Here is a 24,516-nt window from a genome sequence, read left to right on the forward strand (position 1 = left end):
AGGGCTCGTCAGGCCGTCGTGATGACGCCGGACTCGATGCGGACCTCGAGCCGGGGGAGGGGCTCCTCGGCGGGGCCGGTGAGGACCGCGCCGTCGGCGACGGCGAAGCGCGAGCCGTGGCAGGGGCAGCTGAGGTCCTCGTCTTCGCGCACCACCGTGCAGCCCTGGTGGGTGCACACGGCGCTGAGCGCGACGACCTCGTCCTCGCTCACCCGGGTGAGGACCACCTCGGCGCCCTCACTCGTGCGCACCGCGAGCGACTCGCCGACGGGGATGTCCTCGAGGGCGGCGAGCTGCTCGCCGGGCTCCGGCGGCGGGGGCGCCGGCTCTTCGCCGGAGCAGGCGGCCAGCGTCAGTGCCGCCGCGCCGGCACCCGCCCAGGTGAGGACCTGCCGGCGGGAGGGACCGTGGGGGTGCGCGCAGACCATGGGCCGCAATCTACCGACCGCCGGGTAACCTGGCGTGCGTGAGCAACGAGATCGAGATCGGCCGCGGCAAGCGGGGACGGCGGGCCTACTCCTTCGACGACGTGGCCGTGGTCCCCTCGCGGCGCACGCGTGACCCCCAGGACGTCTCGGTCGGGTGGCAGATCGACGCCTACTACGTCGACATCCCCGTCCTCGCCGCCCCGATGGACTCGGTGATGAGCCCGGCCACGGCCATCCTCCTCGGCAAGCTCGGCGGCATCGGGGTCCTCGACCTCGAGGGCCTGTGGACCCGCTACGAGGACCCGGAGCCGCTCTTCGAGGAGATCGCGAGCCTCGAGGGCTCGGCCGTCACCCGCCGCATGCAGGAGATCTACTCCCAGCCGATCGTCCCCGAGCTCATCACGCAGCGGCTCCACGAGATCCGCGCAGCCGGCGTCACGGTCGCGGGCAAGCTCTCCCCGCAGAGCACCCAGCAGCACTGGCGCACCGTCGTCGAGGCCGGCGTCGACCTCTTCGTCATCCGGGGCACCACGGTCTCCGCCGAGCACGTCTCCTCGACGGCCGAGCCGCTCAACCTCAAGCGCTTCATCTACGAGCTCGACGTGCCCGTCGTCGTCGGCGGTGCGGGAACCTACACCGCGGCCCTGCACCTCATGCGCACCGGCGCGGCAGGCGTCCTCGTCGGCTTCGGCGGCGGCGCCGCCCACACGACCCGCACCTCCCTGGGCATCCACACCCCGATGGCCACCGCCGTCGCCGACGTCGCCGCCGCGCGCCGCGACTACCTCGACGAGTCGGGCGGCCGGTACGTCCACGTCATCGCCGACGGCGGGGTGGGCCGCTCCGGCGACCTCGTCAAGGCGGTCGCGTGCGGTGCCGACGCCGTCATGCTCGGCTCCTCCCTCGCCCGCGCCCAGGAGGCGCCGGGCCGGGGCTGGCACTGGGGCTCGGAGGCCCACCACCCGCAGCTGCCGCGCGGCGAGCGCGTGCGCGTGGGCACGGTCGGCTCCCTCGAGCAGATCCTCCACGGCCCCAGCGACACCCCCGACGGGAGCGTCAACCTCATCGGCGCCCTGCGTCGGGCGATGGCCACCACGGGCTACTCCGACCTCAAGGAGTTCCAGCGCGTGGAGGTCGTCGTGTCCCCCTACACCCCCAACAACCGGTAGGAGTCCCCATGGCAGAGCGCACCGTCACCATCGGCTCGAGGGTCGGGCTGCACGCCCGCCCCGCGTCCCTCTTCGTCAAGGCGGCCGGTGAGGCCGGTATCCCGGTGAAGATCGCCAAGGAGGGCGGCACGCCCGTCGACGCCGCGAGCATCCTCGGGGTCATGACCCTCGGCGCGAAGTACCAGGAGAACGTCGTCCTCACCGCCGAGGGCGAGCGCGCCGACGAGGTCCTCGACTCCCTCGCCGAGCTCCTCAGCCAGGACCTCGACGCCAAGTAGCACCCCCACCCGCACCACCCCACCCACGAGCTTTGGAGCAGCAGTGACGCAGGACGAAGCCTTCCGGATCGAGCACGACACCATGGGGGAGGTGCGGGTCCCGCGGGGCGCCCTCTACAGCGCGCAGACACAGCGCGCGGTGGAGAACTTCGCGATCTCCGGTACGCGTCTGTCGCGTCACCACATCGCCGCCCTCGCGCAGGTCAAGCGCGCCGCCGCGCTGACCAACGCCGAGCTCGGGGTGCTCGAGGAGGACCTCGCCCGCGCCATCGCGGAGGCCGCCGAGCAGGTCATCGCCGGTGAGCACGACGAGCACTTCCCGGTCGACGTCTTCCAGACCGGCTCGGGCACGTCGTCGAACATGAACACCAACGAGGTCGTCGCGAACATCGCGAGCACGCTGCTCGGGCGCAGCGTCCACCCCAACGACCACGTCAACGCCTCGCAGTCCTCCAACGACGTCTTCCCGACGTCGATCCACATCGCCGCCACGGCCGCCGTCGTCCACGACCTGCTGCCCGCGCTCGACACGCTCGCGAGCTCGCTCGAGCGCAAGGCCGAGGAGTTCGCGGACGTCGTCAAGTCCGGCCGCACCCACCTCATGGACGCCACCCCGGTCACCCTGGGTCAGGAGTTCGCCGGCTACGCCACCCAGCTGCGCTACGGCGTCGCCCGCGTCGAGGCGGCGCTGCCGCGGCTGGCCGAGCTCGCCCTCGGCGGCACCGCCGTCGGCACCGGGATCAACACCCCGGCCGGCTTCGCGCCGGCCGCGATCGCGAAGATCGCCGAGAACACCGGCCTGCCGCTCACCGAGGCGACCAACCACTTCGAGGCGCAGAGCGCGCAGGACAGCGCCGTCGAGATGTCCGGTGCGCTGCGCACCGTGGCCGTCTCGCTCGTCAAGATCTGCAACGACCTGCGCTGGATGGGCTCGGGCCCCAACACCGGGCTCGGCGAGATCGCCATCCCCGACCTGCAGCCCGGCTCCTCGATCATGCCCGGCAAGGTCAACCCGGTGATCCCCGAGGCCACGCTCATGGTGTGCGCGCAGGTCATCGGCAACGACGCGACGATCGCCTTCGCCGGCGCCTCCGGCTCCTTCGAGCTCAACGTCATGCTGCCGGTCATCGCCCGCAACCTCCTCGAGTCGATCACGCTGCTCGCCAACTCGAGCGTCGCGCTGGCCACCCGCACGGTGGACGGCATCACCGCGAACGTCGAGCGGGCGCGCGCGCTGGCGGAGTCCTCGCCGTCGATCGTCACCCCGCTCAACCGGGTCATCGGCTACGAGGCGGCAGCCGCGATCGCCAAGCACGCGGTGAAGAACGGCACGACGATCCGTGAGGCCGTCGAGGAGCTCGGCTACGTCGAGCGCGGGGAGATCACCCCCGAGCAGCTCGACTCGGCCCTCGACGTCGTCGCGATGACCCGCCCGAACTGATGGCCGGCACCCGCACCGAGGAGGACCTCCTCGGCCAGCGCGAGATCCCCGACGACGTCTACTGGGGCGTCCACACGCTGCGCGCGGTGGAGAACTTCGCCCTGTCGGGCACCCGGGTGCGCGACCTGCCCGACCTCGTGCGCGGCATGGTCCAGGTCAAGAAGGCGTCCGCGCTGACCAACCGGGACCTGCGCACGCTCCCCGCGGACGTCGCCGAGGCGATCATCGGGGCCTGCGACGACATGCTCGAGACGGGCCGCTGCCTCGACCAGTTCCCGGTCGACGTCTACCAGGGCGGGGCCGGGACCTCGGTCAACATGAACGTCAACGAGGTCATCGCCAACCTCGCCCTCGAGCGGCTCGGGCTGCCCAAGGGGCGCTACGACGTCGTCCACCCCAACGACCACGTCAACAAGAGCCAGTCGACCAACGACGCCTACCCCACGGGGCTGCGCATCGCGATCCACCAGGCGGTGGAGCGGCTCAAGTCGCGCCTCGAGGCGCTCGTGGGCACCTTCACCCGCAAGGGCCACGAGTTCTCCGGCGTCCTCAAGATGGGCCGCACCCAGCTGCAGGACGCCGTGCCGATGACCCTGGGGCAGGAGTTCAGTGCCTTCGCCGCGCTCCTCACCGAGGAGCTGCTCAACCTCTCGCGGCAGCAGGCGCTGCTCCTCGAGGTCAACCTCGGGGCGACGGCGATCGGCACCGGGCTCAACACCCCGCCCGGGTACACGGTGCGCGCCGTCGCCCACCTCGCCGAGGTCACCGGGCTGCCGGTCGTGCGCTCGGAGAACCTCATCGAGGCGACGTCCGACGCCGGGGCCTTCGTGTCGATGCACGCCGCGCTCAAGCGGGTGGCGGTCAAGCTCGACAAGATCTGCAACGACCTGCGGCTGCTGTCCTCCGGGCCGCGCGCCGGCCTGGGGGAGATCAACCTGCCGGAGATGCAGGCCGGCTCCTCGATCATGCCGGCGAAGGTCAACCCGGTGATCCCCGAGGTCGTCAACCAGGTCTGCTTCAGCGTCATGGGCAACGACACGACCGTGACGATGGCCGCGGCCGCGGGTCAGCTCCAGCTCAACGTCATGGAGCCGGTCATCGCGACGGCGGTCTTCGAGTCGGTCTCGCTGCTCACCCGGGCCTGCGACACCCTCGACCGGCGCTGCGTCCGCGGGATCACCGCCAACGAGGAGGTGTGCCGGCGCAACGTCATGAACTCGATCGGGCTGGTCACCTTCCTCAACCCGATCATCGGGCACCACAACGGTGACCGGGTGGGCCGGGAGGCGGCGCGCAGCGGGCGCGGCGTGCGCGAGATCGTCCTCGAGTGGGGGCTGCTCACCGAGGCCGAGATCGACGACGTCCTGTCGGTGGACAACCTCATGCGGCCCCGCTACCGGGGGGCGTACTACGGCGAGGACCCCGCCGTCATCGCTCCCACGGCGGACGAGCCCGGCAGCGACGAGGACACGACCGAGGGCGGCGAGCTCGAGGAGGAAGCCTCCACGGAGGCCTGACGGCGTCGTCAGGTGCTGACGTGCGGACCGCGGGGGCGGTCCGCCGTCAGCCGAGCGGGCCGCGGAAGCGGTGAAGCCAAGCCGATGCTTCGACCGATCCCGCCGGGAATCGGTCCTGCCAGGCTCTCGCCGCAACCGTGGCCGTGCGGTAGACAGCCACTGCCACGGGTCTGCCGCGTGCGTCCTGGGTCTCGCCGATGGCCAGCAGCTCCTCGGCAGGAGCGGAATCGACCGCAGCGCGCACGTGGGAGGTGTCCCAGGAGTGCCTGGAGTCCAGGGACACCTCAGCCGGGCCGTTGTCGGTGTCGAACCACAGTGCCGATGGCGCTGCTGGCGTGACGTCTGCCGCCGCGATGGACATGCCGTCCCAGATCCCGCGGATGATCACTGGGCCATCGAAGGACGTGCTGCGCAGTTCGTCGATGGTGAGCTCCGAAGCGAGAGTCATCTGCTCGGTGGATCCAGCGACGGCTGGGCCGATGGGGCGAAGCACCCCGTCGCGGAGGAGGCCTCCGGCCTCGACGCGATCTCCTGGTGCGAAGGTCTGATCAGCTAGTCGTGGTGCCATCGTCAGCAGTCGGCTGGTATCGGATCACGTTCAGTGCCAACCGCCCGCGTCGCTAGCAAAGGAGCAATCCGGCAGCCCACCTCAGGCGAGTCCATGAGCAATGACCATCTATCGTTGTAACTGTTCTTGATGCATATGAAGCCGCGATAGTGCATATTCGGTGGAGGATTGTTCATCAGGTACCGGCCGCGGGCTTGGCAAGAAGCCTTAGTCTTGTAGTTGTTGCCGCCCGGCACGTAACCAGCAGGGCTGGCTTCGGCAGTGGACTCGTTGCTGTGTGTTCCCGAAGCTGGCCACTCTGTGTTAGCACCTGGTGAAGCGATCGCAGCCTGAGCCGAGAGCGCCAGAGCTAATGCGAGCCCGCCGGCTGCAAACGACCTTCTCAATCCGAGTTTCATGGCTGACCCCCCGTCGAAAACCTGTGTTCGTCATCGTACGACCGCTCGGGACGTCTGTCACCCAAACAAGTGGCCCCGTCGGTTGCCGGCCCCAGCCTCAGCTGGGGGCTTCGATGCGATTGTCAGACGGCGGACGCGAAGCCTGGAACGGACGCCCGGGCGCCTGCAGTGACTCGCTCCCAGCCGCCGGGCACCCGGTGGGCGGTTCTGACTGCGAGAGAGAGGGGCGTTAGATGAGGGCCACTGCCTGGCGGGCGATCTCCTGCTCCTCCTTCGTCGGCACGACGAGGACCGTGACGCGCGAGCCGTCGGTCGAGATGACCTTCGGCTCGCCGATCCGGCCGGCGTTGCGCTCGGGGTCGAGCTCGATTCCGAGGAACTCCAGCCCTCGCAGCGCCTCGGCGCGCACGATGTCGTCGTTCTCCCCGATACCGGCGGTGAACGACAGGACGTCCAGGCCGCCCATGATCGCGGCGTAGCCGCCGACGTACTTGCGCAGCCGGTGGGCGTAGACGTCGAGCGCGAGGCGCGCCCCGGCGTCGCCCGCCGCGACGAGCTCGTGGACCTCGCGCATGTCGTTCTGGCCCGACAGGCCCTTGAGGCCCGAGCGCCGGTTGAAGAGGTCGTCGATCTCGTCGATCGTGAAGCCGGCGTTGCGGCTGAGGTGGAAGATGACCGCCGGGTCGATGTCACCGGTGCGGGTGCCCATGACCAGGCCCTCGAGCGGCGTCATCCCCATCGAGGTGTCCATCGCCCGCCCGCCGGAGACCGCGGAGGCGGAGGCGCCGTTACCGAGGTGGAGGACCACCTGGCGCAGCTCCTCCAGCGGCCGGCCGACGATCGTCGCGGCCGTGCGCGAGACGTACTGGTGGGAGGTGCCGTGGGCGCCGTAGCGGCGCACCCGGTACTTCTTCGCCACCTCGCGGTCCAAGGCGTAGGTCGCGGCGGCGTCGGGCAGGTCGGAGAAGAAGGCGGTGTCGAAGACCGCGACGTGGGGGACGTCGGGCAGGAGGTCGCGCGCCACCTGGATCCCGCGGAGGTTCGGCGGGTTGTGGAGGGGGGCGAGCGGGATGAGCTCCTCGATGTCGGCGAGGACCTTGTCGTCGACGAGGGCCGGGCCGGAGTAGCGGGCCCCGCCCTGGACGACCCGGTGCCCGACGGCGACGATCCCGGCGGCACCGAGGTCCGGCCCCACCTCGGCGAAGAGCTCGAGGACCCGGCGCAGGCCCGCCCCGTGGTCGGCCACCGGCTCGGTGAGCCGCGTGTCGACGCCCTCGAAGGTGTGCCGCAGCCGTCCCGACTCCTCGCCGATGCGCTCGACGAGCCCGGAGGCGACGACGAGGCCCTCCTCCGGCTCGATCAGCTGGTACTTGATCGAGGACGATCCGGAGTTGATGACAAGGACGGTGCTGCTCACTGCTGCTCCTCGCTGGCCTGCGCCTGAATGGCGGTGATGGCCACGGTGTTGACGATGTCCTGGACCAGGGCGCCCCTGGAGAGGTCGTTGACGGGCTTGTTCAGGCCCTGGAGGACCGGTCCGATCGCCACCGCCCCGGCCGAGCGCTGCACGGCCTTGTAGGTGTTGTTGCCCGTGTTGAGGTCGGGGAAGACGAAGACGGTGGCCTTGCCCGCGACGTCGGACTCCGGGAGCTTGGTCTGCGCGACGGAGGCGTCCACGGCGGCGTCGTACTGGATCGGGCCCTCGACGAAGAGGTCGGGGCGGCTCTCGCGGACGATCTCGGTGGCGGTGCGGACCTTGTCGACGTCGGCGCCGCTGCCCGAGGTGCCGGTCGAGTAGGAGAGCATCGCGATGCGCGGGTCGATGCCGAACTGGGCGGAAGTCTCCGCGGAGGAGATCGCGATGTCGGCGAGCTGCTCGGCGTCCGGGTCGGGGTTGACGGCGCAGTCGCCGTAGACGAGCACCCGGTCGGCCAGGCACATGAGGAAGACCGAGGAGACGATCGAGGTGCCCGGCCGGGTCTTGATGATCTCGAAGGAGGGCTTGATGGTGTGCGCCGTCGTGTGCTGCGCCCCGGAGACCATGCCGTCCGCATAGCCGAGGTGGACCATCATCGTGCCGAAGTACGAGACGCTCGGGATGATCTCCAGCGCGCGCTCCACCGTCATGCCGCGGTGGGCGCGCAGGCGCGTGTACTCCTCGGCGAAGGGCTGGAGCCACTCGCTCGTGCGGGGCTCGATGATCTGCGCGGCGTCGATGTCCAGGCCCAGGTCGCTGGCCCGGTCGCGCACGGCGCTCTCGTTGCCGAGGAGCGTGAGGTCGGCGACCCCGCGGGAGAGCAGCGTGCTCGCGGCCCGCAGGATGCGGTCGTCGGTGCCCTCGGGCAGGACGATGTGCTTGCGGTCCGCACGCGCCCGCTCGAGCAGCTCCGCCTCGAACATGAGCGGGGTGACGACCGAGCTGGGCGGCACGTCGAGGGCGGCGAGGACGGCATCACCGTCGACGCTGCGCTCGAAGGAGCTCAGCGCCAGGTCGCGCTTGCGCTGGCTGCCCTGGGAGATGAGGCCGCGGGTGGTCGAGGCGATGCGGGCGGACTCGTAGGTGTTGTGCTCGGTCGTGACGATCGGCAGGGAGCGGCCCAGGCCCTCGACGAGGGTGCTGACCGCTGCGTTGGGCTGGTAGCCGCCGTTGAGGACGATGCCCGCGAGCGAGGGGAAGTTCTGCGAGGCGTGCGCCGCGGCGAGCGCGATGAGCACCTCGGAGCGGTCACCGGCGGCGATCGCGAGCTGCCCCTCCTTGAGCCGCTCGAGGATGTGCTCGACGTTCATCCCGCACACGAGGATCGACTCCGCCTCGCGGGAGAGGAGCGCGTCGTCGCCCGCGATGACGGTGCCGTCCAGCGCCGTGACGAGGTCGCTGATCGTGGGGGCGGCGAGCACCGGGATCTCCGGGAACACCCACACCGGCAGGCCGTGGCCGGCGACGGCGGCGCGCACCTCCTCCACCCGCTCCGGCTCGCAGCGGTTGATGGCGACGGCGGCGACGACCGCGTGGTCCGAGCGGAGCTCCGCCGCGGCGATGTCGACGACCTGCTGGACCTCCTCGACCGAGCGGTCCAGGGCCCGCACGGTGAGGAGCACCGGGGAGCCGAGGTTCGCCGCGACCCGGCCGTTGAAGGCGAGCTCCGCCGGCCCCGCGACGTCGGTGTAGTCGGAGCCGACGACCACGACGATGTCGCTGCGCTGCTCGACGGCGTGGAAGCGCTCGACGATCCGGCTCAGCGCCGCGGCCTCGTCCGCGTGGACCTCGTCGTAGGTGACGCCGACGGCGTCCTCGTAAGGCAGGTCGACGCCGTCGTGGGAGATGAGGAGCTCGAGGACGGAGTCCCGCTCGTCACCCCCGCGCACCACGGGACGGAAGATCCCTACTCGCTCCACCCGCCGGACGAAGAGGTCGACGAGCCCGAGGGCGATCGTCGACTTCCCGGTCCGGCCCTCCGGTGAGGCGATGTAGATGCTGCGGGCCACGACGTCTCCTTCCTGTGCTGGACGGCCGCGAGGGCCGTGGCCAGTCTCCCCCGGTCGCCGGAGGGGGGCCTGGGACTTTGTCCCGGTTGGCCCTGTGTGTCCGACCACACCGTCAGTCGTTGTCACCGCCGGTGTCGTACTGCGGGCCGCCGGACGCGGTCGCGGTCTCCCCGACGTCGGGCCACTGCCACTCGGCGACCTCGGGGATGTCGGTGCCGTGCTCGCGGGTGTAGCGGCGGGCGGCCAGGCGCGCGTCGGCCATCCGCTGGCGCAGGCCGGCGTGCTTCGACCCCAGGCCGGGGACCCGGTCGATGACGTCCATGACGAGGTGGTACCGGTCGAGGTCGTTGAGCATGACCATGTCGAAGGGGGTGGTCGTCGTGCCCTCCTCCTTGTAGCCGCGCACGTGGAGGTTGGCGTGGCCGGTGCGGCGGTAGGTGAGGCGGTGGATGAGCCACGGGTAGCCGTGGTACGCGAAGATCACCGGCCGGTCGGTGGTGAAGACCGTGTCGTAGTCGCGGTCGCTCATCCCGTGCGGGTGCTCCTTCTCGTCCTGCAGCCGCATGAGGTCGACGACGTTGACCACCCGCACCCGGAGCTCGGGCAGGTGCTGACGCAGGAGGTCGGCGGCGGCGAGCACCTCGATGGTGGGGATGTCACCGGCGCAGGCGAGCACGACGTCGGGGTCCTGTCCCTCCTCCTCCGTGCCGGCCCACTCCCAGATGCCCACCCCGCGGCTGCAGTGGTCCTGGGCCTGCTCGATCGTGAGGAAGTCCGGGCCCGGCTGCTTCCCGGCGACGACGACGTTGACGTACTGGCGGGTGCGCAGGACGTGGTCGTAGGTCGCGAGCAGGGTGTTGGTGTCCGGCGGCAGGTAGACGCGCACGATGTCGGCGCCCTTGTTGACGACGTGGTCGATGAACCCCGGGTCCTGGTGGGAGAAGCCGTTGTGGTCCTGGCGCCACACGTGGGAGGACAGGAGGTAGTTGAGGGAGGCGATGGGCCGGCGCCACTCGAGCTCGTCGGTGACCTTGAGCCACTTCGCGTGCTGGTTGACCATCGAGTCGACGATGTGGATGAAGGCCTCGTAGGAGGTGAACAGGCCGTGGCGGCCGGTGAGGAGGTAGCCCTCGAGCCAGCCCTGGCACTGGTGCTCGGAGAGCACCTCCATGACCCGCCCGGCGCGGGCGAGGTGCTCCTCGCGGTCGGAGGGCACCATGTCGGCGTTCCACTGCTTGGCGGTGACGTCGTAGACGGCCTGGAGGCGGTTGGAGGCGACCTCGTCGGGGCCGAAGAGCCGGAAGTTGTCCGGGTTGCGGCGGATGACCTCGGTGAGCCACTGGCCCAGCACCTTGGTCGACTCGGTGACGGCGCCGCCGGGGGAGGGGACGTCGACGGCGAAGTCCCGGATGTCCGGCAGCCGCAGGTCGCGCAGGAGCAGGCCGCCGTTCGTGCTGGGGTTGTCGCTCATCCGCAGCTGGCCCGCGGGGGCGAGGGCGGCGACGTCGTCGACCAGGCGGCCGCCGTCGTCGAAGAGCTCCTCGGGTCGGTAGCTGCGCATCCAGTCCTCGAGGACCCGCATGTGCTCGGGGGTGTCACGCGCGCTGGACAGCGGCACCTGATGGGAGCGCCACGAGCCCTCGACCTGCTGGCCGTCGATGACCTCCGGGCAGGTCCAGCCCTTGGGGGTGCGCATGACGATCATCGGCCAGTGGGGCCGCTCGACGTCCTCGGGCTCGGTCTGGGCGGCGCGCTCCTTGATCGCGGCGATCTCGTCGAGGACCTCGTCGAGCAGCGCGGCGAAGCGGCCGTGGATCGAGGCGGGGTCCTCGTCGTCGAAGCCGGCGGTGAAGACGTAGGGATTGTGGCCGTAGCCGCGCATGAGCTCGAGGAGCTCCTCCTCCTCGATGCGGGCGAGCACGGTCGGGTTGGCGATCTTGTAGCCGTTGAGGTGGAGGACTGGCAGGACGACGCCGTCGGTGCGCGGGTTGACGAACTTGTTCGAGTGCCAGCTCGTGGCCAGCGGCCCGGTCTCCGCCTCGCCGTCGCCGACGACGGCGAGGACGAGGAGGTCGGGGTTGTCGAAGGCGGCGCCGTAGGCGTGCGAGAGCGCGTAGCCGAGCTCGCCGCCCTCGTGAATGGACCCGGGCGTCTCCGGGGCGACGTGCGAGGGGATGCCGCCGGGGAAGGAGAACTGCCGGAAGAGCCGCCGTAGGCCCTCGGTGTCCTGGGTAATGTCGGAGTACACCTCCGAGTACGTGCCCTCGAGGTAGGTGTTGGCGACGAGGCCGGGCCCGCCGTGCCCGGGACCGGTGACGTACATCATCGGCTGCTCGCGCTCCTGGATCGCGCGGTTGGCGTGGGCGTAGAGGAAGTTGAGGCCGGGGGTCGTGCCCCAGTGGCCGAGGAGGCGCGGCTTGACGTGCTCGGCGTGCAGCGGCTCGCGCAGGAGCGGGTTGTCGAGCAGGTAGATCTGCCCGACCGACAGGTAGTTGGCCGCGCGCCACCACGCGTCGATCCGGTGGAGGGTCGCGTCGTCCGGGGCGGGTCGGGTGCGGCGGCGCCAGGCGCTGGTCGTGACGGGGACGGAGGCGGTGCTCATGCGGTACTCCCTGTGTCGGTGGTCACCACCCAGCCTTCCGGCTCCCGCGGGCCGTAGCCACCGGAAAAGGTCCCAGGCCGGGACCTCGCGCGGGGCGAACTACCCTGGGGGCGTGTCCACCACCGCCCAGCGGGCCGATGCCCGCGACTGGCTGCGGGCCGCGACGACGAGACGGATGCTCGTCCTCCTGCTGCTCGTCGTCGTCGTCGCCTCGGTGTGCACGCGCCTGGGCTTCTGGCAGCTCGACCGGGCCGGCATCCGCGGGCAGGAGGCGGCGCGCATCGAGCGCGAGGAGCTCATGGCCGCGCCGGCCGTCCCCATCGCCGAGGTGCTCGCCCCGCAGAGCGCCTTCGGCACCGAGCACTTCGGGCGGCGGGTGAGCCTCGAGGGGCACTTCGACCCGGAGCAGCAGGTCCTCGTCCCGGGCCGCAACGTCGACGGCCAGGACGCGCTCATGGTCGTCACCGCCTTCCACGTCGACGGCGGTGCGCACGACGGCGCGATCATGCCGGTCCTCCGGGGCTGGCTCCCCGAGGCCGGGGCGCTCGCGGACCGGCTCGAGGCGGGCGGCACCGCCGGGACCCAGGTGACCGCACCCCCGCCGCCCGCCGGGCGCCTGCAGGTCGTCGGGGTGCTCAGCGACTCCGAGGCTGCCGGGGAGGCGGGGCTGCCCGAGGGCTTCGCGGGCGGGATCAGCGCGGGCGAGCTCGCCCAGGAGTGGGGCACGCCGATGTACAGCGCCTACCTCGTCCTCGAGGAGCCCGCGCAGTCCGGTGGGCTGACGCCGGCGCCCTCACCCGTCGAGGAGCTCGACGCCGAGCCCAACCTGCAGAGCCTGGCCTACGCCATCGAGTGGTGGGCCTTCGCGCTCTTCGCCGTCGTCTTCTGGCTCAAGGTGCTGCGTGACGACGTCCGCGAGGCCCGCCTGGCTGCCGCGGCCTGACTACGCGCCCCCAGGAACAAGTCTGCTGTCGGCGGAGGGGGGTTCGGTTCCGGCGGCGCAGGGGGTGGGTTCCTGCGCCGACAGCAGAGTTGTTCCTCAGTCCTGCTGCCAGGACTGCCAGAGGGCCGCGTACTCCCCGCCCGCGGCGACGAGCTCGTCGTGGGGGCCGATCTCGGCGATCCGGCCGGCCTCCATGACGGCGACGCGGTCGGCGTCGTGCGCGGTGTGCAGGCGGTGGGCGATCGCCACGACCGTGCGGCCGGTGAGCAGTGCGGACAGCGACCGCTCCAGGTGCCGGGCCGCGCGCGGGTCGAGCAGCGAGGTCGCCTCGTCGAGCACGAGGGTGTGCGGGTCGAGCAGCACGAGCCGCGCGAGCGCGAGCTGCTGGGCCTGCGCGGGTGTGAGCGTCACGCCACCGGAGCCGACGGCCGTCTCGATGCCCTCGGGCAGCGCCGCCACCCACTCGCCGGCGTCGACGGCCTCGAGGGCGCGGGCGAGCTCGGCGTCGTCGGCGTCGTGCTTGGCCAGCCGCAGGTTGTCCGCGACGCTGCCGACGAAGACGTGGTGCTCCTGGGTGACGAGGGCGACGTGGCGGCGCAGCTCCTCCTCGGGCAGGTCGACGAGCGGGACGCCGTCGATCGTCACGCGGCCGCCGGTGGGCGGGTGGATACCGGCGAGCATGCGCCCGAAGGTCGACTTCCCCGCCCCGGACGGGCCGACGATCGCCAGCCGCTCCCCGGGCGCGAGGGTGAGGTCGATGCCGTGGAGGACGTCCTCGCCCTCGCGGTAGGCGTAGCGAACCTCGCGGGCGCGCACGTCCTCGCGTGCGGGCCGCGCGGTGCCGGCCTCCCGGTCCGGCGGGACGAGCTCGATCCCGACGATCCGCGCGAGGCTCGCCGTCGCCACCTGGATCTCGTCCACCCACATGAGCAGCTCGAACAGCGGGCCGCGGATCTGGATGACGTACAGCGCCACCGTGGTGACGGCGCCGAGGGTGACGAGGCCCTGGCCCACGAGGTGCGCGCCCCACACGACGACGGCGGCCACCGGCAGTGCGAAGGACGTGACGAGCCAGAAGAACACCGACATCCGCAGCCTGAGGGTCACCTTCTCGGTGTCCCACGCGGCGGCGACGACGGCGTCGGCCCGCTCCCGCCGCTGGCGGCCGAGTGCGAGCGCGTCGACCGTCGCGGCGTGCTCCACCGACTCGGTGAGCACCCCGTTGAGGTCGGCGTACGCGGCGGCGTTCTCCCGGTAGGCGGGGGCGGAGCGGCGCAGGTAGCGGCGGGTGGCGAGCGTGAGGACCGGCAGGCCTACGAGCATGGCCAGCGCCACGAGCGGGGAGGCGAGCAGCGCCGCCCCGAAGGTGAGCGCGATCGTCGTCGCCGTGACGAGGACGCGCGGGACGCCGAAGCGCACCGCCCACTGGACCCGGTCGATGTCGTTGGTCGTGCGCCCGAGCAGGTCACCGGTGCCGGCGCGCTCGACCGTGGACAGCGGCAGGTGGGTGACGCCGGCGAGGAAGCGCTCGCGCAGCTCGGCGAAGACCTCCTCGCCCAGCACCATGGCGCTGCGCTGGGCGTAGCGGGTGACGAGTGCCTGGAGGACGACGACGCCCACGAGCCACAGCGCGACGGTGTCGACGTAGCGGCGGGTGGTACCGGCGACGACGGCGTCGACGAGCCCGCCGAGCAGCCACGGCAGGGCGAGCGCGGCGACCGCGGCGAGCGCCTGGAGGAGGACGACGACGCCGAGCGGGCGCCGGTGGGAGCGGAGCAGGCGCCCGGCGAAGGCGCGCACGCGCCGCTGGTCGGCGACGGGCAGCTGCATCAGACCACCTCCGTGGTGAGGGACCGTCCGACGACGGCGTGGTAGGCCTGTGCCTCCGGCTCACCGGCCGCCGCCCGGGCGAGCAGATCGCGGTGCCGGCCGCGGGCGCGGACGACGCCGTCGTCGAGGAGGACGACGTCGTCGGCGTGCTCGAGGACGAGCGGGGAGGCGGTGAGGACGACGGTGGTGCGCCCGCGGCGGTACTCGGCCAGCCGCGCGGCGATCCGCGCCTCCGTGTGGGCGTCGACGGCGCTGGTGGGCTCGACGAGGACGAGCACCTGCGGCTCGGTGAGGAGCGCGCGGGCGAGCGCGACGCGCTGGCGCTGGCCGCCGGACAGCGAGCGGCCCTTCTCGGTGATCTCCCCGTCCAGCCCCTCGGGCAGGGACTCGAGGACGTCGTGGGCGTCGGCGGTGTGGAGCGCGCGCAGCAGCGTGGCGTCGTCGTGGCCGTCCTCGCGGGCGTCGAGCGCCGCGCGCAGCGGTCCGGTGAACAGCTGCGGGGTGGAGGAGGCGACGACGAGCCGGTGGCGCACCTCGGCGAGGGGCAGCTCGCGCAGGGGCACGCCGTCGAGGAGGACCTCGTCGGTGCTCCGGTCGTCGAGGCGCCCGAGCCGGCTCGCCAGGGCCTCCGCCTCGCCCGGACGCGGCGTGACGACGGCGGTGAGCCCACCCGGCAGCGGCGCGAGGCCGCTGAGGGTGTCGACGACGACGCCCGGGGTCTGCGGGCCGGCCGGCCGGGGCAGGGTGTCGGCGGCCTCGGACTCCGCGAGCGTGCCCGCCTCCGGGGTCACCGACAGCACGCCGGTGATCTTGCGGGCGGCCACGCGGGCGCGGGTGAGGAAGTTGATGAACTGGGTGACCCAGCGCAGCGGCTCGGACAGGTAGGCCGTGAAGCCGTAGAAGGTGACGAGCTGGCCGGGGGAGATCTCGCCGCTGACCGCGAGCCGGGCGCCGAGCCACACGACGCAGGCGACGAACAGACCGGGCAGCAGGATCTGCAGCGCCTCGAGCACCGAGGAGAGCCCGGCAACCCGCACGCCCGCGCTGCGCACGCGCTGGGACTGGGCGCGGTAGCGCTCGGCGAAGACGTCCTCCCCACCGATGCCGCGCAGGATCCGCAGCCCGGAGACGGTGTCGGTGGCGAGGGTCGCGAGCCGCCCGGCGGCGTCGCGCTGTTCCTTCTGCCGCGCCTGGAGCGGCTTGATGAGGAAGGAGACGACGACGGTGACGACCGGCAGCCCGAGCGCGACGACGAGCCCGAGGCTGGGCGACTGCTGGAGCATGTAGACGGTGACGGTGAGGTAGCCGACCATCCCACCGACGAAGGCGGGCAGCAGCTCGAGGACGTTGCCGACCTGGAAGGAGTCGTTGGCGACGGCGCTGACGACCTCACCGGTGGGCAGCTCCTCCCCGATGGCGGGGCCGGTGCGGGTGACGTGGTGCCCCACGAGGCGGGTGGTGCTGAAGGCGCCGTGCAGCCAGCCGCCGACCTCGGCGGCGTGGCCCACGCTCGTCGCGACGGCGCTCAGCAGCCCGATGCCGACGAGGGCCAGGGCGAGCCACAGGAGCCGGACGGAGACGCCGTCGGACAGGCCGCTGTCGAGGGCCGCGCCCAGGACGAGCGGCACCGCGGCCCCCGCGACGGAGACGACGGCGGCGAGCAGGCAGCCCACCAGCAGGGTGCGCCAGGCGCCGCGGGCCGTCCACGCGAGGTAGCGGGTGGGCGAGCCGAGGGGCGGGTGACCGGGGTGGCCGGTCGGGACGTCGAGCACGAGACCTGAGCCTAGGTGTCGCCGACGACACCCGGCAGCCTGTTTTCCGCCGTCGGCGGCGCCTGAGACACTGGGGACCGAGCTCGCAGGGGCGGGCGCAGGGAGGACGTATGAGCGAGGAGACCACGGCCGCAGTGGGCACCGCACCGGGTGCGGCACTGCAGGCCGAGCGCGAGCACAAGGCACGCAGGGCCTGGACCTTCTACCGGGCCATGGCGTTCGTCACAGGTGTCATGCTGCTGCTCCTGTGCGTGGAGATGGTCCTGGTCTACCTCGTCGGGGTGGGACCGGACGTCGAGGCGTGGATCCGGTGGATCCCCTTCGCGCACGGCTGGATCTACGTCGTCTACCTCGTCAGCGTCCTCAACCTGTGGTCGGCGATGCGCTGGGGCCTGGGCCGGATGGCGGCGCTCGTCGTCGCCGGCGTGGTCCCGGTGCTGTCCTTCGTCATGGAGCACCGCGCCAAGGGCTGGTTCGAGGCGGACCTGCCGGGCGTGGTCGCCCGGCCCGCGGCTACCCTGGCGAGGTGACCATGAGCGACGCCCCCACCACCGCCGAGCGCGCGTCCACGCCGCAGCCCGTCCTCGTCGTCGACTTCGGCGCCCAGTACGCCCAGCTCATCGCCCGCCGTGTGCGCGAGGCCGGGGTGTACTCCGAGATCGTGCCCCACACGATGCCGGTCGACCGGGTGCTCGAGAAGGACCCGGCAGCGATCATCCTCTCCGGCGGGCCCTCCTCGGTGTACGCCGAGGACGCCCCCGGCGTGGACCCCGAGCTCTTCGCCGCCGGCGTGCCCGTCCTCGGCATCTGCTACGGCTTCCAGGCGATGGCCTCCGCCCTCGGCGGGACCGTCGCGCGCACCGGCGACCGCGAGTACGGCGCCACCGTCGTCGAGCTGTGCGCGGCCGGCTCCCTCCTTGAGGGCACCCCCGAGCGCCAGCAGGTGTGGATGAGCCACGGGGACGCCGTCCAGGAGGCACCCGAGGGCTTCGAGGTCCTCGCCACCTCCCCGGGCGCGCCCGTCGCCGCCTTCGAGGACCGCGGCCGCCGCCTCTTCGGGGTGCAGTGGCACCCCGAGGTCAAGCACTCCGACTTCGGCCAGGCCGCGCTCGAGCGCTTCCTCTACGACGGCGCGGGCCTGCAGCCGACGTGGACCGCCGGCAACGTCATCGCCGAGCAGGTCGCCGCGATCCGCGAGCAGGTCGGTGACGCCCGCGTCATCTGCGGCCTGTCCGGCGGCGTGGACTCCTCCGTCGCGGCCGCGCTCGTCCAGAAGGCCGTCGGCGACCAGCTCACCTGCGTCTTCGTCGACCACGGGCTGCTGCGCGCCGGCGAGGCCGAGCAGGTGGAGCAGGACTTCGTCGCCGCCACCGGCGTCAACCTCAAGGTCGTCGACGCGAGCCAGCAGTTCCTCGACGCGCTCGCCGGGGTCACCGACCCCGAGGCCAAGCGCAAGATCATCGGCCGCGAGTTCATCCGCACCTTCGAGGCCGCCGCCCGCGAGATCGTCGCGGAGGCCGGGCGGGCCACCGACGAGGCAGAGGTCCGCTTCCTCGTCCAGGGCACGCTCTACCCCGACGTCGTCGAGTCCGGCGGCGGCGAGGGCGCGGCGAACATCAAGTCCCACCACAACGTCGGCGGGCTGCCCGAGGACCTCCAGTTCGAGCTCGTCGAGCCGCTGCGCACCCTGTTCAAGGACGAGGTCCGCGCCGTCGGCCTCGAGCTCGGGGTGCCCGAGGGCATCGTGTGGCGCCAGCCCTTCCCCGGGCCCGGCCTGGGCATCCGCATCGTCGGTGCCGTGGACGCCGAGCGCCTCGCCGTGCTGCGCGCGGCGGACGCGATCGCCCGCGAGGAGCTCACCGCCGCCGGCCTGGACCGCGACATCTGGCAGTGCCCGGTGGTCCTCCTCGCCGACGTCCGCTCCGTGGGCGTCCAGGGCGACGGCCGCACCTACGGCCACCCGATCGTCCTGCGGCCGGTGAGCTCGGAGGACGCGATGACCGCCGACTGGTCGCGCCTGCCCTACGACGTCCTCGCCCGCATCTCCAGCCGCATCACCAACGAGGTCCCCGAGGTCAACCGCGTGGTCCTCGACGTCACGAGCAAGCCGCCGGGCACCATCGAGTGGGAGTGAGGGTCCTCCACGTCTCGGACTGCTTCCCGCCCCGCACGGGCGGGATCGAGACGCAGGTGCACGACCTCGCCGCCGCGCAGGCCGGCGCCGGTCACGACGTCCACGTCGCCACGGCGACGGCGGGCGCCGACGGGACCCGGCGCGCCACCCGGGTCCTGGGCTCGGGCGTGCGCGTGCACCGGATGGCCTCGGCCCTCACCTTCGGCGTGCCCGTCAACCCGCGCGGCCACTGGCTGCTGCGGGAGGCGGTCGAGCGCCTGCGTCCCGACGTCGTCCACGTCCACGCGGGCGTCGTCTCGCCCTTCGCCCTCGACGGCGTGACGGCTGCCCGGGCCACCGGGGTACCGCTGGCGATCACCTGGCACTGCATGCTCGACGGCGCCGTCACCGCCTTCGGGCTCGCCGCCCGGCGCAGCGGGACGCTGCGCTCACGGGCCGCGGTCTCGGCCGTCTCGACCGCGGCGGGGGAGCGGGTGGCGCGCATGCTCGGGCGCGACGACGTCTCGGTGCTGCCCAACGGGCTCACCGTCGCGGACTGGCTGCCGCAGGCGCCGCCGCGTGCCGAGGACGGGACGCTGCGCCTCGTCGCCACCCAGCGGCTGGCCCCGCGCAAGCGGCCGGTGCCGCTCGTCGAGGTCGTCGCCGCTGCCAACCGCCGCCTTGGCCCGAGGCCCGGCGGCGCGCCGCGGGTGCACCTCACCCTCATCGGCGCCGGCCCGGAGGAGGGCCGGGTACGGGCCGCCGTCGCACGGCTGGGCCTCGAGAGCGCCGTCACCCTCACCGGCGGCCTGCCCCGTGAGGAGCTGCGCGCCCGCTACGCGGCCGAGGACGTGTTCGTCGCCCCGGCGCGGCTCGAGGCCTTCGGCATCGCCGGGCTCGAGGCCCGCGCGGCCGGGCTGCCGGTCATCGCCGGCCGCGGTACCGGCCCGAGCGAGTACGTGACCGACGGCGTCGACGGCCTGCTCACCGCCGACCGTGCCGACGGGCTCGACGACGTCGCCGCCGACGCGGCCCTCACCGACGCCGTCGTCCGGCTCGCAGAGGACGCCACGCTCCTCCGGCGGCTGCGCGAGAGCGCGCGCACGACGCCGCCGCCCTTCGACTGGCTCGACGTGCTCGGCGCCTCCGAGCAGCTCTACGCCCGCGTCGCGCACTGAGTACTCGGGTGACGCACGTCACAGCGTCCCGCTCGCGACCCGGGTTGGACCCGGGACCATCGACCCGGAATCGGACATTCCGGAATGCCAGGATTGTCCTCAGAAGCCCACCAGGGGCTTCACGGCAAGAGCCCTCCCGAAAGGACCACATCATGAACAGCACCCGCGGCACCGGCATCGCCCGTATCGCCGGCATCCTCGCCCTCGTTGCTGGGATCGTCTTCATCGTCGCCGGTGGCGTCACCTGGGGCATGGTGACCAGCCAGCTCAAGGCGGAGAACATCACCGTCCCCGAGGACGCCGCGTTCCTCGCCGGTGCTGAGGTCCAGGGCCCCTTCTCCGCCTACGCCCAGGCGGACATCATCAACACCCACGCGCTCGCCGGCACCGAGGGCCGCACCTACGCCGAGCTCGGCGCCGCGATGCACGAGGTCGAGCCGGGCTCCCCGGAGCACGAGGAGCTCCAGGCCCAGCGCAACTCGGTGATGAACGCGTCCTTCCTCCGCGCCTCGCTCTTCACCTCGGTCGTCTCCTACGGTGTCGCCGCCCTGGTCATCGGCCTCGGCGCCCTGCTCATCGTCATCGGCCTGGGCATGAACCAGCTGGCCAAGGCCCCCGTCGCCGTCGAGCCGGCCCGTGAGCCGGTCCGCGAGCCCATCGCCTAGTCGGCAGCACCACCTCCACCAACGCCGAGAGCCGGGTTCCTCCACGAGGAGTCCGGCTCTCGGCGTGTGCGGGGCGGGCTCAGTCGGAGCGGGAGAGGAGGGCCTTGACGAGCAGGCCCACACCGGCGAGGGCGAGCAGCGCGATGAGCGCGGCCTGCAGGTCGACGGTGACGCCGGCTCCCACGGCGAGGACCCCGAGGCCGAGGAGGAGCAGGATGATCCCCCACACGACGGTGCCGACGCGGGGCCCGGAGGGCGGGGCGGTGGTGCGGTCGGTGTCGGTCATGACGCCTCCTCGATGTAGATCTGGCCGAAGGTGACCCCCGCGTCGACGACGATCTCCGGGCCGGAGCCGCCGCCGTTCTGGACGAGGGTGGCGCTGATGCCGGCGCCGTTGGTGATGGAGCCGCCGGTGCGGGTCGAGCCCCACCACGGGGCGCCCGGGCCCGTCCAGTCGTCGTCGAGCTCTCCGACGATCTCGCCGGCGGCGAGCTGGGCGTTGACGGTGACGTCCGCGTCGTCGGGCACGACGACCGTGAGGTTGCCGAAGGTCACGCCGACCTCCACCTCGGCGTCCTCGTCGAGCTCGCTGAGGTCGACGAGCAGGTCACCGGCGACGAGCGAGTAGCCACCGGCCGCTTCCTCGGCGGTCCGCGGTGCCCACCGCGGGTCACCGGCCCACGTCGTCGCGTCCGTGCCGAAGCGGGCGAAGCCCGGGATGGTGGCCGCGGCGGCCGCGGCCGGGACTGCGACGAGGGCGACGACGAGCGCGAGGGCGCCGATGCCGCCCTGGCTGCGGCCGCGCAGGCCACTGACGAGGACCCCGGCTCCGAGGACGGCGAGCACACCGCCGCCACCGATGAGCCACGGGTTGGCGTCGAGCGCACCCTGCTGGTGGGCGAGAGCTACGCCAGCGGCACCGAGGAGCGCGATCGCCAGGACGAGGCTCGTCATCCGCGACCCCGGTCCGGGGACCGGGGGGCGCGGGGGCGGCGGGGGCTGGGTCTGGCTGCCGTCCCAGCCGGCGCCGCCCCAGCCGCCGTCTCCGGGACCGCCGCCGGTGGGCCCGGTGGACCAGGCGGTACTACCCCCGTACGCGCTGGAGTGGCTGCTGCCCTCGTCGCCCGGCGTGACGCCGGTGGTGGACTGCCCGGCGGGCTCGCCGGCGTCGGCGGGTGCGTCCGTCGTCGCGGACATCGGAAGGGTGGGCGGCTCGATGAGTGCAGCCGTGGGCGAGGCGTTCCCGGCGGCCGGGGTGCTCGTGGGGGGCATGGCGTCCTCCGGGACGTCGTAGGCGGGACGGGGCGGGGCGGCGGGGGGCGGCCCAGCCGGGAACGGGGGCGGGGTGCCGGGTGCGGGAGGCGCCGTCGTCGTGTCGCGGTCCTTGCTCATGACGACGAGGACGACGACGCCGGCGACGAGGATCACCCACGGGACCGTCCACCAGGCGGCGCCCCACCAGAACACGGGGCGGCTGAGGCCGACGAGCAGGACGGCGGCGGCGCCGGCGAGGGCGATGTCGACCTTCCCGCGCAGCGCCTCCTCCAGGTGGATCCGCCCGTCGGTCTCCTCGGGCAGGAGGGCCCAGGCCACGCCGTAGAGGACGAGGCCGAGGCCGCCGAAGAGCGTGACGACGACGAGGAGGCCGCGGACGAGCAGCGGGTCGAGGCCGTAGCGGCGGCCGATACCCGCGGCCACGCCACCGGCCCAGCGGTCGGTGGTGCGCCAGATGCCGAGGCGGCGGACTGAGTCGAAGAAGCCGCCGAGGGGCGCGGGCGGCGGCGCTGAGGGGGTGTGCGGTGCACTCTGGCCGTTCATAGGACCAGCAAAGCGTGCGGCGCTCGCGCCGGGTATCGGGGAAGCCCCTGATCCCCACCCCGGTCGACGGCCGCCAGGCCCCGGGGCGCCCCTGGTCCTGAGCCCGAGGGCTCCCGGAGAGTCCCCGGGACGTGTGACGATCTGGCGGTGACGACTCTCCTGCCCGAGCGGCTGCCGCTGCGCCGGCTGCTCACGGACCGGCGGATCGGCGGTGTGTGCGCCGGCCTGGCCGCCCACCTCGGCATGCCCGTGGCCCGGGTGCGCCTGGCGATGCTCATCGCGGTGCTCGCCTTCGGCGCCGGGATCGTCCTCTACGGGTGGCTGTGGGTGCTCGTGCCGAGCGGCGACCCCGAGGACGCCGCCGAGGCGGCCCGCCCGGCGGCCTCGGTCCGGCTGGCTCCGCGGCTGCGGAGGATGGGGCGCGTGGTCCCGGCGACCGACGTCGTCGTCGGTCTGCTGCTCCTCCTGGCCGCCGGTGCGGTGCTCCTGTGGCGGGCGGACGTGCCGCTGCCCAACGAGTGGCTGGTGCCGGTGCTCGTCGTCGTGGGTGGTGCGGCGCTCGTGTGGACGCAGCTCGACGCGTCGCTGTCCGGGCAGGAGGCGGCGCCCGCCCCCCGGTGGCACCGGGTGGCGCGCGTGGCCGGCGGGCTGCTGCTCGCCGTCGTCGGCGCCGTCCTCCTGCTCGGCCGTGGTCTGGGCGCCGACGAGCTGCTCTCCGGGATCCTCGCGAGCACCGCGATCCTCGTCGGTGTCGCCGTCGTCCTCGCCCCGGTGTGGCTGCGCCTCGTGCGCGACCTCAGCGCCGAGCGCACCGCCCGCGCCCGCGAGTCCGAGCGCGCCGACATCGCCGCCCACCTCCACGACTCCGTCCTGCAGACCCTCTCGCTCATCCGCGCCCGCGCCGACGACCCCGACCAGGTCTCCCGGCTCGCCCGCGCGCAGGAGCGTGAGCTGCGGCAGTGGCTCTACTCCGACCGGCCCGCCGCCGGCACGTCCGTGGCCGCCGCGCTGCGCGAGGTCGCCGCCGAGGTGGAGGACCAGCACGGGGTGGCGGTCGACGTCGTCACCGCCGGTGACCGGGAGCCGCACGCGACGACCGAGCCGCTGCTGGCCGCCACCCGGGAGGCGCTGCGCAACGCCGTCGTCCACGGCGCGCCGCCCGTGTCCCTCTACGTCGAGATCGACGACGAGGCGACCACCGTCTTCGTCCGCGACCGCGGCGCCGGCTTCGACCCGGCCGCGGTGCCCGCCGACCGGCACGGCGTGCGCGACTCGATCATCGGGCGCTTGGAACGGCACGGCGGCAGTGCGACGATCCGTACAGGGCCGGGCAGCGGCCTCGAGGGCACCGAGCTCGTCCTGCGGATGCCCGAGCCCGGGACAGGGGAGTGAGATGAGCGAGACACAGCTGAGGGTCGTCGTCGTCGACGACCACGCCCTCGTGCGCAGCGGGGTGCGCAGCGAACTCGAGGCGCACGCCCCGGACCTGCGCATCGTCGGGGAGGCCGCCGATGTCGAGTCCGCCGTCGCCGTCGTCCACGAGACCCGGCCCGACGTCGTCCTGCTCGACGTCCACCTGCCCGGCGGACGCGGCGGGGGCGGGATCGACGTCATCACCGGCTGCCGCGACCTGTCCGTGTGCTTCCTCGCGCTGTCGGTGTCGGACTCCAGCGAGGACGTCGTCGGCGTCATCCGCGCCGGCGCTCGCGGCTACGTCACCAAGGCGATCAGCCCGACCGAGCTCGCCGACGCGGTACGGCGGGTGGCCGGCGGGGACGCCGTCTTCTCCCCGCGGCTGGCCGGCTTCGTCCTCGACGCCTTCGGCACGGCCGCCAAGGACATCGCCACCACCGACGACGAGCTCGACCGGCTCTCCGCCCGCGAGCAGGAGGTCATGCGCCTCATCGCCCGGGGGTACTCCTACAAGGAGGTGGCGAGCGAGCTGTTCATCTCGGTGAAGACCGTCGAGACCCACGTGTCCGCGGTGCTGCGCAAGCTCCAGCTCAGCTCGCGCCACGAGCTGACGAGGTGGGCGGCCGTCCGCCGGCTCATCTGAGCCCGGAGACGCGAGAAGGCCCCGCCGTGGGCGGGGCCTTCAAGAACCGACGCTTACCGTCCGAGGAGGGCGTCCGGCAGGGTGTCGATGTGGCCGTTGCTGCGTGCGGTGCTGAGGATCCACGCGAAGAACTTGGTCATGGTGCCTCCAATCTCGGTGACGTAGGACTCGATCAAGCACGTCCTTGAGCACGTCGACTGGGCGGTCTGCCCGTGTCTCGACTCTACGACGACGGCGGACCCTGAGGTGCGCAC

21 protein-coding genes are annotated in these 24,516 nt (G+C 72.9%); 11 read left to right on the plus strand and 10 right to left on the minus strand.

The window, feature by feature from the left end; genetic code table 11:
* Positions 1–8 precede the first annotated feature (8 nt).
* Positions 9–428 (minus strand): ubiquinol-cytochrome c reductase iron-sulfur subunit, encoded by a 420-nt coding sequence (locus AA0005_RS04385; RefSeq protein WP_413452193.1) that lies wholly within the window; start codon positions 426–428, stop codon positions 9–11.
* A 38-nt stretch (positions 429–466) separates the two neighbouring features.
* Here AA0005_RS04385 and AA0005_RS04390 point away from each other — a divergent pair, with 38 nt between their 5' ends.
* The 4 genes from AA0005_RS04390 (at position 467) to aspA (ending at position 4,833) form a co-directional block, all read left to right on the plus strand.
* Complete coding sequence (locus tag AA0005_RS04390) at positions 467–1,597, plus strand: GuaB3 family IMP dehydrogenase-related protein (RefSeq protein ID WP_413452194.1); 1,131 nt, start codon at positions 467–469, stop codon at positions 1,595–1,597.
* An 8-nt stretch (positions 1,598–1,605) separates the two neighbouring features.
* Positions 1,606–1,875: an HPr family phosphocarrier protein gene (locus tag AA0005_RS04395; RefSeq protein ID WP_413452195.1), complete on the plus strand. Its 270-nt coding sequence runs from the start codon at positions 1,606–1,608 to the stop codon at positions 1,873–1,875.
* A gap of 82 nt (positions 1,876–1,957) precedes the next feature.
* The gene (locus tag AA0005_RS04400) at positions 1,958–3,316 is read left to right on the plus strand and encodes a class II fumarate hydratase (RefSeq protein WP_413453058.1); all 1,359 of its coding nucleotides are present in this window, start codon (positions 1,958–1,960) and stop codon (positions 3,314–3,316) included.
* Positions 3,313–4,833, plus strand: coding sequence for an aspartate ammonia-lyase (gene aspA, locus AA0005_RS04405; RefSeq protein WP_413453059.1), 1,521 nt, complete (start codon positions 3,313–3,315; stop codon positions 4,831–4,833). The genes AA0005_RS04400 and aspA overlap by 4 nt, the downstream gene beginning before the upstream one ends.
* A gap of 46 nt (positions 4,834–4,879) precedes the next feature.
* Here aspA and AA0005_RS04410 read toward each other — a convergent pair whose 3' ends face one another.
* The 4 genes from AA0005_RS04410 to AA0005_RS04425 form a co-directional block, all read right to left on the minus strand.
* The gene (locus AA0005_RS04410; protein WP_413452196.1) at positions 4,880–5,281 is read right to left on the minus strand and encodes a hypothetical protein; all 402 of its coding nucleotides are present in this window, start codon (positions 5,279–5,281) and stop codon (positions 4,880–4,882) included.
* Positions 5,282–6,028: 747 nt separating this feature from the next.
* The gene (locus AA0005_RS04415) at positions 6,029–7,216 is read right to left on the minus strand and encodes an acetate/propionate family kinase (protein ID WP_413452197.1); all 1,188 of its coding nucleotides are present in this window, start codon (positions 7,214–7,216) and stop codon (positions 6,029–6,031) included.
* On the minus strand, positions 7,213–9,285 hold the full coding sequence (gene pta / locus AA0005_RS04420) for a phosphate acetyltransferase (protein WP_413452198.1): 2,073 nt from the start codon (positions 9,283–9,285) through the stop codon (positions 7,213–7,215). The genes AA0005_RS04415 and pta overlap by 4 nt, the downstream gene beginning before the upstream one ends.
* Before the next feature lie 112 nt (positions 9,286–9,397).
* Entirely contained in the window at positions 9,398–11,887 is a 2,490-nt protein-coding gene (locus AA0005_RS04425; RefSeq protein WP_413452199.1) for a phosphoketolase, read from the minus strand.
* Positions 11,888–11,999: 112 nt separating this feature from the next.
* On the opposite strand from AA0005_RS04425, the gene AA0005_RS04430 reads away from it, so the two are divergent.
* Complete coding sequence (locus AA0005_RS04430; protein WP_413452200.1) at positions 12,000–12,830, plus strand: SURF1 family protein; 831 nt, start codon at positions 12,000–12,002, stop codon at positions 12,828–12,830.
* Between the two features lie 96 nt (positions 12,831–12,926).
* On the opposite strand, the gene AA0005_RS04435 is transcribed toward AA0005_RS04430, so the two are convergent.
* Positions 12,927–14,660 carry an ABC transporter ATP-binding protein gene (locus tag AA0005_RS04435; RefSeq protein WP_413452201.1) on the minus strand — a complete coding sequence of 578 codons (1,734 nt, stop codon included), beginning with the start codon at positions 14,658–14,660 and terminating at the stop codon, positions 12,927–12,929.
* A complete protein-coding gene (locus AA0005_RS04440; protein WP_413452202.1) occupies positions 14,660–16,432 on the minus strand; it encodes an ABC transporter ATP-binding protein in 1,773 nt (590 codons plus the stop codon). Before AA0005_RS04440 ends, AA0005_RS04435 begins: the two co-directional genes overlap by 1 nt.
* Positions 16,433–16,542: 110 nt before the next feature.
* On the opposite strand from AA0005_RS04440, the gene AA0005_RS04445 reads away from it, so the two are divergent.
* The 4 genes from AA0005_RS04445 (at position 16,543) to AA0005_RS04460 (ending at position 20,388) form a co-directional block, all read left to right on the plus strand.
* Positions 16,543–16,962: a DUF3817 domain-containing protein gene (locus AA0005_RS04445; RefSeq protein WP_413452203.1), complete on the plus strand. Its 420-nt coding sequence runs from the start codon at positions 16,543–16,545 to the stop codon at positions 16,960–16,962.
* Between the two features lie 2 nt (positions 16,963–16,964).
* On the plus strand, positions 16,965–18,566 hold the full coding sequence (guaA, locus tag AA0005_RS04450) for a glutamine-hydrolyzing GMP synthase (RefSeq protein WP_413452204.1): 1,602 nt from the start codon (positions 16,965–16,967) through the stop codon (positions 18,564–18,566).
* A complete protein-coding gene (locus AA0005_RS04455) occupies positions 18,563–19,723 on the plus strand; it encodes a glycosyltransferase family 4 protein (protein WP_413452205.1) in 1,161 nt (386 codons plus the stop codon). The genes guaA and AA0005_RS04455 overlap by 4 nt, the downstream gene beginning before the upstream one ends.
* Before the next feature lie 152 nt (positions 19,724–19,875).
* Positions 19,876–20,388 carry an aromatic ring-opening dioxygenase LigA gene (locus AA0005_RS04460; protein ID WP_413452206.1) on the plus strand — a complete coding sequence of 171 codons (513 nt, stop codon included), beginning with the start codon at positions 19,876–19,878 and terminating at the stop codon, positions 20,386–20,388.
* Positions 20,389–20,467: 79 nt separating this feature from the next.
* On the opposite strand, the gene AA0005_RS04465 is transcribed toward AA0005_RS04460, so the two are convergent.
* Together AA0005_RS04465 and AA0005_RS04470 are read right to left on the minus strand one after the other, a co-directional pair.
* A complete protein-coding gene (locus AA0005_RS04465) occupies positions 20,468–20,674 on the minus strand; it encodes a hypothetical protein (protein ID WP_413452207.1) in 207 nt (68 codons plus the stop codon).
* Entirely contained in the window at positions 20,671–22,206 is a 1,536-nt protein-coding gene (locus AA0005_RS04470; protein ID WP_413452208.1) for a PspC domain-containing protein, read from the minus strand. Before AA0005_RS04470 ends, AA0005_RS04465 begins: the two co-directional genes overlap by 4 nt.
* A 147-nt stretch (positions 22,207–22,353) precedes the next feature.
* Here AA0005_RS04470 and AA0005_RS04475 point away from each other — a divergent pair, with 147 nt between their 5' ends.
* Positions 22,354–23,598 (plus strand): PspC domain-containing protein, encoded by a 1,245-nt coding sequence (locus AA0005_RS04475; RefSeq protein ID WP_413452209.1) that lies wholly within the window; start codon positions 22,354–22,356, stop codon positions 23,596–23,598.
* A 1-nt stretch (position 23,599) separates the two neighbouring features.
* The gene (locus AA0005_RS04480; RefSeq protein WP_413452210.1) at positions 23,600–24,262 is read left to right on the plus strand and encodes a LuxR C-terminal-related transcriptional regulator; all 663 of its coding nucleotides are present in this window, start codon (positions 23,600–23,602) and stop codon (positions 24,260–24,262) included.
* Positions 24,263–24,315: 53 nt separating this feature from the next.
* Here the strand turns inward: AA0005_RS04480 and AA0005_RS04485 are convergent, their stop codons facing one another.
* A complete protein-coding gene (locus AA0005_RS04485; RefSeq protein WP_413452211.1) occupies positions 24,316–24,438 on the minus strand; it encodes a hypothetical protein in 123 nt (40 codons plus the stop codon).
* Positions 24,439–24,516: the final 78 nt, after the last annotated feature.

The organism is Georgenia phoenicis, assembly GCF_047302425.1.
Lineage (GTDB): Bacteria > Actinomycetota > Actinomycetes > Actinomycetales > Actinomycetaceae > Oceanitalea.